At 73.8% G+C, this 301-nt stretch carries 1 protein-coding gene; it reads left to right on the top strand.

Features of this window, described 5'->3' with window-relative positions; genetic code table 11:
* Window positions 1–301 (top strand): hypothetical protein (locus F2P45_RS35035; RefSeq protein ID WP_166882749.1); only part of this gene is annotated, 301 nt, incomplete at both ends.

Below are 301 nucleotides of genomic sequence, written 5' to 3' on the forward strand. Positions count from 1 at the left end.
ATGACGGCTGGCTGCGCATCGCGCGCGATCCCGGCCTGGCCGGCCCGGATGGAACGCTGGTGCTGATCGTGTACGACGAAGCGCTGGTCGTGGCCGGCCCGCCCGGCGCCGCGATGTCCAGGTTCTCCGGTTCGCTCGATCCGCGCAGCCGGCTGCAAAAGCGGCGCAGGTGGCCGCGTCCGGCCCAGGCGGAACCCTCGGAATGGAGCGAGCTGCCCGACGCGCTGCGCCAGGAGCTGCAGCGCCTGCTTGAGAACACGCCTGCCGCCCAGCTCGAGGCGGGCGTGCTGGCCCCGCCGCA

The organism is Massilia mucilaginosa, from assembly GCF_011682145.1.
In the GTDB taxonomy this organism is placed as follows: Bacteria; Pseudomonadota; Gammaproteobacteria; order Burkholderiales; family Burkholderiaceae_D; genus Telluria_A; species Telluria_A mucilaginosa.